Origin of the sequence: Siphonobacter sp. (assembly GCF_048595215.1) — a bacterium.
GTDB lineage: Bacteria > Bacteroidota > Bacteroidia > Cytophagales > Spirosomataceae > Siphonobacter.
Window position 1 is genome coordinate 1 of sequence record NZ_JBMDWJ010000338.1, and the last position, 8702, is coordinate 8702.

General features: G+C 47.8%; 5 protein-coding genes and 1 tRNA gene. 2 read left to right on the plus strand and 4 right to left on the minus strand.

Annotated features, from left to right (window positions below):
• The coding region (locus ACOJTG_RS20815; RefSeq protein ID WP_420155576.1) for an ArnT family glycosyltransferase at positions 1–2143 on the plus strand (2143 nt) is incomplete at its 5' end.
• A 9-nt stretch (positions 2144–2152) separates the two neighbouring features.
• Here ACOJTG_RS20815 and ACOJTG_RS20820 read toward each other — a convergent pair.
• From ACOJTG_RS20820 to ACOJTG_RS20835, 4 genes are all read right to left on the minus strand, one after another.
• Positions 2153–3451 carry an MFS transporter gene (locus ACOJTG_RS20820; protein ID WP_420155577.1) on the minus strand — a complete coding sequence of 433 codons (1299 nt, stop codon included), beginning with the start codon at positions 3449–3451 and terminating at the stop codon, positions 2153–2155.
• Positions 3452–3658: 207 nt separating this feature from the next.
• Positions 3659–4561 (minus strand): SAM-dependent methyltransferase, encoded by a 903-nt coding sequence (locus ACOJTG_RS20825; RefSeq protein ID WP_420155578.1) that lies wholly within the window; start codon positions 4559–4561, stop codon positions 3659–3661.
• Positions 4562–5188: 627 nt separating this feature from the next.
• Positions 5189–5262, minus strand: a tRNA-Pro gene (locus ACOJTG_RS20830).
• A 130-nt stretch (positions 5263–5392) separates the two neighbouring features.
• Positions 5393–7753 (minus strand): M1 family metallopeptidase, encoded by a 2361-nt coding sequence (locus tag ACOJTG_RS20835; RefSeq protein ID WP_420155579.1) that lies wholly within the window; start codon positions 7751–7753, stop codon positions 5393–5395.
• Between the two features lie 320 nt (positions 7754–8073).
• Between ACOJTG_RS20835 and ACOJTG_RS20840 the strand changes: the two genes are divergently transcribed.
• Positions 8074–8702: carboxypeptidase-like regulatory domain-containing protein (locus ACOJTG_RS20840; protein WP_420155580.1), on the plus strand; the 629-nt coding region annotated here is incomplete at its 3' end.

Here is an 8702-nt window from a genome sequence, read left to right on the forward strand (position 1 = left end):
CCTGCTATGCTTCTTCCTGAGGTACCAGGTCGAGTTACGAACGAGTGGAATATATACCGCCAGCCGCCTAGCACTGATCCAAACCTTACTCATTCACGCCGTTTTAGTATTCATCTACAGTGAAACATTTTCTGCCTTTAACCAACTCAATACGCTAACGGCAACGGGTTATTGGGTCGTGATTTCGGGCGTTTGGATGGGATTAGGTATACGCAGGATGACGTTCAAGAATAGGAATTTGTATCGTCAGTTCACGCAAATTTTTACGTTTCGTACCTTCCCGACGGTCTACAAACTGATTTTCTGGATTACTATTCTGTTTTTTATTGCTCCTTTAGGCTTATTAGCGGTGTACTCCACGCCTAATAATTACGATTCAAATAGCTACCATATCACCCGCATTCTAATCTGGATACTCAATCAAAACCTGGATCATTTTCCTACGACGCATATTCAGCAACTGTACCATAATGTTTTTGCTGAATACCTGATTCTTCAGGTGTTCTTACTTACGGGTACCGATCAGCTGATTAACGTTATTCAATTCGGGGCTATGCTGGGCTCGCTATCCGTGGTAAGTTTATTTGGCAAGCGGTTAGGAATGGACTACAAAGGGCAGTTTCTGATTGGTATTTTACTGTTTACCTTGCCGATTGGTATTTTCGAAAGTACAACTACGCAAAGTGATTACGTAGCCTGTTTTTTATTCCTCTGTTTCGTGTATGGTGGCTTTCAGCTAATCGATGCATACAGGTACAAAAATAGCTTACTCTGTTGCGTGGCTTTGGCTTTAGGTGGCTTCACCAAGTACCCGATTTTCTTTTTTGCTTGTCCCTTTGCCCTCTATTTTGGAATAAGCATCTTAATCCGTCACGGACTTAAACCTACGGTTCAGCTCTTGTTTTTAGCCATAATTTGCTTAGGATTAACGTTTTCACCTTTCTTCATTCGCAACTATAGCCTTTTTCATCACGTACTAAGTCCGCCGGAAGGTTCTGCCTTCTTTGCGGAGAAAATTCCCTGCGACCGGCATTCGGTGGCTTACACCATTTCCAATGTGGTTAAAAACGCAGGTTTACACGTAGCCCTGCCTTATAACCATTACAATATCTTTATGGATTCCGTGATTCAGTGGATTCATAAAAAGATCGGTGTATCCGTCAATGAGCCCGCCATTAGTCTAAACGCGTACGCGACCACCTTTTCCGTACATGAAGACATGGTACCTAATACCTTGCATTTCATACTGCTGTTCATTAACGGGATTTTTCTATTTTCTCAGCGGGGTAGTAAGGAAGTAAAAATGCTCGTTGTCTTATCGATAATTGGTATGATTATCTTCTGTACGTTGCTAAAGTTTCAGTCCTGGAGTACCCGTACCCACATGCCTTTTTTTGCCGTTGGAACCATCATGATTGGGTTTGTATACCAAAAGATACTGAAACTCCGACAATCCGTTTTTATCGTCTTTCTACTGTTGTCCTGTATCCCTTTTGTTTACGGAAATTCCAATAAAATACTGATTCCAACGCGGTATTTTTCTAAAAAAGTCGTTGCTCACATTCCCAAAACGGTCAATGTAAATAGCCTGAAAATGAAGCAACAACTAGAACCTTCGCTGGGGCCATATTACGATTTTAATTCAACGCTGGTGAAGTATTCATACCCGATTAAGGATGTATACCCTTACAGCAAACGAGCAAAGATATTTTCAATACTCGATGACGCTGGTTATTTTGATTTGGAAAAAGACGAAAATGTGTTCTGCATGGATCGAACGAAAGCGTATTTCATGAATCATATGCACGAATACGAACCGTTCCGCCAGGTACTACCCGCGATTGGAAAGGATGTAAAAAATGTGGGGTTCTTTTTTCGTGAAGGCGTCGGGTTCTATCACTTTTGGGCCAGCGTAGTGCATCAGAATCATCCAAAGGTTCACTTCAATTATATCTATTACCCAGCCGGGTTTTCGTCGTTGCCGAATGCCAAACGCCCGTTTGCCTATAACTACCTCTTAACGGATAATCTAGAACTGGTGAAACAACATATCCCGGCTTCACGCATCACTTCTATTCATTCGTCCAGTCGGTACCACGTCATTCGATTGAAAACCGTTTCTACCGAAACATATACGTACTGATGGATTGCACTACCGATCCATGGTCGAGTGCTTTTCGGTATCTCGCATGCGTAGGCTCACCCAAAGCGACAGAGCAATACAGGCCGTCAGGTACCAGTAAAACCAGTCGGCGTGGCCTCGGTCCTTGAACAATAAGGCAATGTATTCGGCCGTGCCACCAAACAACGCGACGGCCAGTGCGTAGGGGAAACTAACCCCCAGCGAACGAACGTGTACGGGAAAAAGCTCGGCTTTGATGATGGCCGAAATGGACGTACTCATACTGAGGATCAGCATGGCTAGAATAATGAGTAACGTGGCCATCCAGCGATCCTGCGTATGACTGAGCAGGGTTAGAATCGGGTAGGTGGTCAGTACTGCCAGGATACCGTACAAAACCATCAGGCGTTTGCGACCTATTTTATCGCCGAGTAGTCCTAGTATGGGTTGAGCAATCATGAAAACGATCAAGGTAACGACCATGATTAGGGTAGCGTCATTCTTGCTAAATCCGGCGGTATTGACCAGAAACTTCTGCATATACGTCGTGAAGGTGTAGTAGGAAACCGTCAGACCAATGGTAAAGCCGATGACCAGCCGAAGTTCGGGGGCGTATTTGACGAGTTCTTTCAGCGACCCCCGTTGCTCCAGTTGCGTCGTTTCCTGAGCGAATGATTGCGTCTCGACGAGTCCTTGTCGTAGATAGATGGCCGAAAGAGCCAGCACCGCTCCAATACCAAAAGGAATTCGCCAGCCCCACTCACTGAGTTGCTCGGACGTCAAGGCGTATCGTTGAAGAATCATCAAAATCCCGAGGGCCACCAGTTGCCCCATCGTGGTAGTGACGTACTGAAAGCTGGAATAAAAGCCCCGCAGGTGTCGGGGAGCCATTTCGCTGAGGTACGTGGCCGCCGTACCATATTCGCCACCAATGCTAATGCCCTGAATCATGCGGGCAAGTACCAGAATGAGCGGAGCTAACAGGCCAATCCGATCGTAACTCGGTACCAGGGCAATCAGTAAGGAACCAGCACTCATGAGCAGTACCGAAAACGTAAGAGCCGATTTTCGACCGTAGCGGTCAGCGTAACGCCCCATCAGCCAGCCGCCAATTGGTCGCATAAGAAAACCAATGGCAAAAATCCCAGCGGTATTGAGCAACTGAGCCGTTTCGTTGTCTTTTGGAAAAAAGGCACTGGCAAAGTAGAGGGAAAAGACGGAGTACGCGTACCAATCGTACCACTCAATCAGGTTGCCAATGGATCCGCCCAAGATGGAGCGAAATTGCTGACGAACGGAAAGGGCAGGCCTTGCAAGGGGAGTATTCATCGGATCACAGAGGGGAAGAGAAAGACAGCGAATTCTCCCGCAGAATACGATAAAATGCCTGGAAAAGCTAGTGAGGTAGGGTGTTTGAATGGTTGAGTGTAGGTTTGAAGTTTGATTAGTTTAAAAGGCTTCAAGTTTGATGGGTTATAAGTAGCCTGAATCGATTCAAAAGAATAGCCCCGTGGAGAGGCGGGGCTGTTAGGTGGACTAGATCCGTTCGAACACCATCCGGTAATGTTCCATGGTTTCCTGTTGGAAACATACGCGATTCGGGCTGACCCGGAATACCGCAATCAAATCCCGGAATGATTTATCACGCAGGAATTTGGGAATCAACGTAGCATAGAGCCAGTATTTCTGAAGATTAAACGCCCGGAATCGCTTTCGCCACTGACCGATGGTTTCAATATAATCCAATCGACCACTGCTTATTGAAACCAGTTTGAAATGCGGCTTTGCATTTTCAATCACCTGCTCTGGCCCCGAGGGAAGCCAGGAGCCCGGAAACTGAGCAATCATTAAAGCCAACGCGTAGGAGGGCGAATCCTTGGGAGCGTTCAGGCTTATTTCCTCCAGTGGAATCATGTTTTTGCCAAACACCATCGTCTGAATGTAGCAGCGTTTACCACGGGATAATAATTCAGCTATATTCCGAAAGAAATCAGCGTAGACCTGATCCTGTTTTCCGGCTTTAAATTCTTCGATGGAGCAAAAATGTTCCATGGCTCCCACGCTGACAACGGCATCGAAGGTGCCAAAATCGGAAGCTCGTACCTGACGACAATCTTTCAAAACGACGTCCAATCCACTGGCCTGGCAAGCCGCCGCCTGTCCCTGCGAAAGCGTAAGGCCCTTCGCAATAGCCCCTAGATTTTTAACGTACGTCAGGAATGGTCCCCAGCCGCAGCCCATATCCAAAACCCGTGATCCGGGCTCAATTTGCAGTTGTTCGGCGATAAACTGATGTTTTCGTCGTTGGGCCTCTTCAAGCGAGAGCGAAAAATCTCCCTCGTACCGGGCACCACTGTAGTCGCCATTCGGGCCCAAACTGAGGCGAAAAATTTTATCAATCGTAGTGTACGTAAAATCCAAATGTTCCTGAGATGCCATAAGTGTAGGAATTAAGGAATACGACTTCTGTCGTTTGAATGGAAATTATCGCTTTCGATTGAATAAGGCTATACGTATAAAGGGGACATTTGTGCTTTTATATCAATTGTTTAGTCGAAAAAAAGCGATTGATTTAAGCGATGATTTGTGTAAAAGGAGAGTATCGATAGAATTTTTCAAAAATCTACAAAATAGGATTATAACCGGATGCGAAAACTATACTTACCCCCCTATCAAACTATAATAAACGTTTACGGGTAAGCTATTTCGAAAGTTGATTGCGTAAGGCAGACTGGAGAAAGGTTCGGCGTAAGTTGAGGTATATGAGCACAGCTTTCCAGGGATACGCAAAAAATGTAAGCGATCAATCCCATTCTCAAAGTATGCAGGGGCGTATAAAACTACAACAGATGACGTGTACGAAAAGAAGTCTCTAAATATGGAAGTAGTAATATTTCACTACATTCAAGAAAGGCACTTATACGTTTACCACTGATGGCTTAATTTACTGGAATCCGAACGTAGACGGCCAGTTCCACAAGTCCTTGCATCCATGCAGATACGATGAATAATACCCCTAACGCAAACAGACCCGCTCATTGCTGAGCAGGTCTGTTTGACTTTCGGTCGGGATGGCGGGATTCGAACCCACGACCCCTTGCACCCCATGCAAGTACGCTACCGGACTGCGCCACATCCCGAAATGTGGGTGCAAATATAGGGCTTTAAAGGGCGTTTGCGTGACTTTAGCCCAAGAATTTTTAATAAAAAAGCGTCCCGAAACTGGTTCGGGACGCTAAAGTATTGAATGTCAATTAGGAGTAGCCTGAATTAATTGCGGCCACCTACGGCACCACTGCCACCCTGACGCTGTTGTTGCATCGGATTTTGGGGTTGCTGACCACCCTGACGTTGCTTGAACATCTGGAAACGCGTGGGCTGAGCCGCCTGACGGGGATAGCTGTTGTTTTCCGTATCGATGTCGGCAATCTCCTGGAAGGGGTCCAGCGTCCATTGGGTAACCTTTTTATCCGTCGGGATGATTTTCTTGATGCTGACATCGTTCATCCGCCAGATTTCAGCCGGGAAACGGAATACTTCCGTGGTTCCGTCTTCGTATTTCGCCTGGAGAATCACGGGCATCGGTACGCCACCTTTGTTTTTCAGGCTCAGCGTATAGAAATTCTTGCCGGACTGCAGCAATTTCCGCTCGTCTTCCGTCAGCGTTGCCAGATACTCGGCGTATTTCTTCTTATCGGATTCCGTAACGGCGTACCGATCGTAGCTGTTGTAGAAGTCATTCATCGCCGGATTCGCTTCCACGACCGTCTGTTTGATGTCTTTCTTGTTCCGTTGTACGGCCATCGTCTGACGTTTCTTCTCGTCTACGGCTTTCTGAGCGGCCTTGGCAACGGCCGGGTCCATGGCGTCGATAGCAAACCATTCGACTTCGGCCAGATCCTGATCTACGGGTTCTACGCCATAGAACCAGCCTTTCCAGAACCAGTCCAGATCCACACCCGAAGCGTCTTCCATGGTACGGAAGAAGTCCGCCGGAGTCGGGTGTTTGAAGGCCCAGCGACGAGCGTATTCCTGAAACGCGTAATCGAATAATTCACGACCCATAACGGTTTCACGCAGAATGTTCAGAGCCGTAGCGGGTTTCGCGTAAGCATTCGGTCCAAACTGCATGATGTTATCCGAGGAAGCCATGATCGGTACCTGCGTGTTAGGAGCAGATTTCATGTAATCCACAATGTACTGAGGCTCACCGCGACGGCTGGGGTAGTTACGATCCCACTCCTGCTCGGCCAAGTACTGGCAGAAGGTGTTCAGCCCTTCATCCATCCACGACCACTGACGCTCATCCGAGTTCACAATCATCGGGAAGAAGTTGTGACCGACTTCGTGGATGATTACACCAATCATACCGTATTTCACGGATTCAGAGTACGTACCATCCGATTCCGGACGACCCCCGTTGAAGCTGATCATCGGATACTCCATACCGCCACCGGGCGTAGCGTGGCAGGAAATCGCCACGGGGTAGGGGTACGGAATGGTGCGGGCCGAGTAGCTCTTCAGCGTGTGAGCGACCACCTGTGTCGAGTATTTCTCCCAGAGTGGGTTTCCTTCTTTCGAGAAGTAGCTCATACACAGGATGTCCTTACCCTGTACGTTCGTCATCATGGCATCCCAGATGAATTTACGGCTGCTGGTAAAGGCAAAGTCACGTACGTTGTCAGCTTTAAATACCCAGGTTTTCTTACCCGTTGCCTTGTTTTTCTCAGCGGCTACGGCTTCATCCTGCGTAACGATCAGCGTAGGCTCCTTGAAGTTTTTCTTCGCTTTGTTCAGGCGGTCCATCTGCGTTTTGGACAGTACCTGCGAATAGTTCTGGCACTCGCCCGTGGCACCCACAATGTGGTCGTTGGGAGCGGTGATGGCTACCTTATAGTTACCGAAAGGTACCGTAAACTCACCCTGACCCAGGAATTGCTTGTGTTGCCAGCCGTTTACGTCGTCATAGACCGCCATCCGGGGGAACCAGTGAGCGATGAAGTAATTGTAGTTGCCGTCTTTGAAAAACTCATAACCCGAGCGGCCGTAGTATTCCGTGATGTTGTAGTTCCATTCGACCGAAAAGCTTACGGATTGATTGGGCTTCAAAGGCGTCGGTAAATCCACCCGCATCATCGTGTGGTTGGTTACCGTATGCAGGGGATTGCCCTTGGCATCTTTCACCGAAAGGATATTGTATCCGTACTCCTTGGCATTACCTCCGGCCAGCTTCGTCAATTGAGCCGCCGACATACCCTGGGGATTGACGCCACCTAACTGCGTCGTGGCTCCGATCGCATCCTTCTTGAATAAGTTCTGATCCAGTTGAATCCAGAGGTACGGCAGATCGTCCGGCGAGTGATTGAAATAGGTAACTGTTTCGGAACCGATGATGCGTTGGTTGGCGTCGTCAAGCTCCACTTTAATGTCATAATCAGCCCGTTGCTGCCAGTACTCTTTGCCGGGGGCTCCGGAAGCTGAACGGGTAGAGTTAGGCGTTGGCAGAGCCGTGCCTAATTGTTCGAAGCGGGTGTTGGCATTGAACTCCGCTGAGGGAAGATTGCCCCGTTGGGCGTACACTGAAGGCCAAAACGCACAAAAGGTGCCGATGGCCAGAATCAATCGTCTCATCCGTGATGAAGCTAAAATTAGGTGAACAGTGCTTCGAAGATACAGAAAATTTGGCGAACGTCGAGGGAAAGCGTTTAGCCTTCGGCGATTGGGTGAATTTCCGCGACAAGTCCCTAAATCTGAGATTAAAATTCAGACTGCTTTCAGGTAAAAGGCTCAAAATCAAGGTAGAGCCATATTATCAAATTGTTAAGCCCACCCCCGCGAAACTTCACCTTCTGATAAAACTGCCGAAAAACTCAGGTAACACGCCCGAGCGAATTTTGTGCCAGCAACTACCAATTGAAACGAATCAATTTATGAAACCCTCACAGACGCATATGCAACGTCTACTATTTACCTGTTTTCTGACCCTCACCGGCTTTATCTCCCTAGCCCAGACTGGAATTATTCGTGGTAAAATCAACGATGCCAAAACCAAGGAAGGCATCATTGGAGCAACGGTTCGACTCGATGGGACGAACCTGGGTACCCAAACCGACGCCACGGGAGCGTTTACCATCAACAACATTCCCGCGGGAACTCACAAAGTATTTGTCACCTACATTTCGTACCAAACCCGCGAAATCCCCACAGTACGGGTAGAATCGGGTAACACGACGGTACTGGAAACGGAACTGGTCGAAGAAGGAAAGAACCTTTCCGATGTAGTCGTTCGGGCCGCTCGTTCCACCAACACCGAAGTAGCGGTTATTTCCGAAATCAAGCAATTCAAACCGATTGCCGTAGGGATCTCCGCTTCTCAAATTCAGAAATCACAAGACCGGGATGCGGCCGCTGCGATCCGCCGGGTACCGGGTATCTCCATTGTTGACAACCGCTTTGTACTGGTTCGGGGCCTTGGGTCTCGTTACAATACGGTCATGGTCAACGATATGATTACACCTTCTACGGAAGTAGATGTAAGAGCTTTCTCGTTTGATTTGATTCCTAGTAACATTCTCGACCG